The organism is Thalassobellus citreus (assembly GCF_044385915.1).
Taxonomy (GTDB): domain Bacteria; phylum Bacteroidota; class Bacteroidia; order Flavobacteriales; family Flavobacteriaceae; genus Thalassobellus; species Thalassobellus citreus.
The window spans coordinates 1-2,195 of the sequence record NZ_JBISCC010000058.1 but is presented as its reverse complement, the minus strand read 5'-3'; the positions used below and the strand labels follow the sequence as shown (position 1 = coordinate 2,195).

Sequence of the window (2,195 nt, the reverse complement as noted above, 5' to 3'; positions counted from 1 at the left end):
AAAACGAGGCACAACAAAGTATAAGAAATAATGCTTAATTTTATTACTAAATCAAAAAGATAGCGCGTATTTGGTCTCTCTGATTTTCCTGCGGAAAATCCTCGGACACAAAACCGCACTATCCTTATACACAACCGTTGTAAATAATAGCTCCGAAAAACTTTACGCTGAGAAAAACTGACTGAATTCTGAATTTAAAAACCAATCTTTACGCGAAATTTTAGCATGATACGGAAAACTACTCTTGTGGATTTTTAGCTTGTTTGCGGAATTAAAAAACTAATTGAATACTCTTTACTGATTTTATCACTCAAACGGATTTTAAAAGCTATATCTGACTTTTTACTCAAACGGAGTTAATTGCGGTAATAAAAAAAAACGTGATCACTCAAATGTGTCGCAACTATTTACAACTATGTGTAAAAAAAATACTATCTTTATTTCTTAATCGTAAATTAGTACTTCTTTGTTTTCTTCCGATTTTCCTTCGGAAAATCGCAGAGCACAAAACCGTACTTTCCTTACACCAAACCGTTGGCAACAATTTGAGAAAATGGCGAATAAAAAGAAAGGACAACTAACTCAAACCAAATCTTGGGATAAGCATTTACGTAAAATTGGAAAACGTATTTTCTGGAAAACCGAGCGTCCAGCTGAAAAGAAAATGATTGAGCAAAACTTAGCGGAATTTGAAACTCAAACTTTATCAGAATCGGAAATAGAAAGCGCTGAAAAACTTTATGAATATCTGAATCCGAAATTACCAAACTCACTGATTTATGAGGAGTTATATAATTTATACTATTCTTTATTTTGTACGCTCGACATTCTCCCTGATAAGCTAAAGTCATTGAAACTGACAAAAGAAGCTCTAGCTCTGACTTTTGTTAAATTATCAACCGAAAAGAACATTACTGAATTATTTAATCAAAGTAATTCTGAATTGATAACAATTAATAATATTCAAGATGAGAAATATTGGATTGAACAAATTGCTATTTGTATGAGAGCAGATAAATGGCCAAATCACGAAAAATCTAGAATATTAATTGGAAATAAATAAAAACTGTTGCCAACAAAGCATAAAATTAATGGCTGGTTCTAGCCTACTTGGAAAATTCCTGCGGAATTTTCCGCTGGCAAGTTTCTATTTACTAAATTAGTGCTTAAACACGCCACTAATATTATACGTAACCGTTGTAGTGCATTAAAAAACTGAACTCTGAATTGATAAATGGAAGTAGAAAAAGACTTAATAAAACGAGAAATTCAAAAACTGACTTTAACGATAAATAGTTTAATTGAGAAAATTTGTGGATTAAACTCAAATAACTCTAAAAGCGGAATTAAGAAAATAAGTGAGGCTCTAAAAAGTGAATTAGACTTATCATTAGATAGAATAATTGAAATGGAAGCTTCTGAATTAATAAAGCATATATCAAATTTACATGAATCACATACCGAAAAAATAGCGGAATTAATTTACGAAATTATAATAAAATCAGAAACCGTAGATTTCGGAAAAAAATATGAAAAGAATAAATTTATTGAAAAAGGAATTATAATAATTGACTTTTTGAATGAAAAATCAAAAACGTTTTCAATGAAAAGAATGAATATGAAAAACGCACTACAACATCGCATATAAAAAATGCTTATTTTAGTGCTAAATCAAATGGTTATTGCTCCTTTGCTTGCTTCTGATTTTCCTTCGGAAAATCCTCGCACACAAAATCGCACTTTCCATATGCATAACCGTTAGCCACTATTTGAGAACAACTATGAAAATCAAGTTTTTTACATTTATCGGAATTTCACTTTTGCTTTGTTCTTGTGATTGTTGGATTGAAGTAAATGGAAAAATTATTTCATCAAATACAGGTCAAGCAATAAGCGGCGCGAAAATTGAAATGCTTGGAAAAAATCTAAATTCGATTTCTGACCAAAACGGAAAATTTAGTATTGGAGAAATGACAGGTTTCTGTTATGACCCGAAAATAAAAGTGACCTATGATGGACACAAACCATTCATAATTGAATTAGAATCTGAATCCGACTTTAAAAACTATAAATTAAAACAGGAATCTGAATCTGTCAACTTTGGAGAACCATTTTATCCTGACCCAAAAAATCGAAATACATATATATTGTCGACTTGGATTGATAAGTATAGTAGCGATTTTGAAATTAAGTCA

Annotated in this window: 3 protein-coding genes; all 3 read left to right on the top strand. The window is 30.6% G+C overall.

From position 1 onward, the window contains the following. Positions 1-553 precede the first annotated feature (553 nt). Positions 554-1,063, top strand: a complete 510-nt coding sequence (locus ACH5TX_RS00290) for a hypothetical protein (RefSeq protein WP_439337565.1) — start codon at positions 554-556, stop codon at positions 1,061-1,063. Between the two features lie 171 nt (positions 1,064-1,234). Next, positions 1,235-1,648, top strand: coding sequence for a hypothetical protein (locus ACH5TX_RS00285; protein WP_439337564.1), 414 nt, complete (start codon positions 1,235-1,237; stop codon positions 1,646-1,648). Positions 1,649-1,769: 121 nt separating this feature from the next. Next, on the top strand, positions 1,770-2,195 hold a 426-nt coding region (locus ACH5TX_RS00280; RefSeq protein ID WP_439337563.1), incomplete at its 3' end, for a carboxypeptidase-like regulatory domain-containing protein.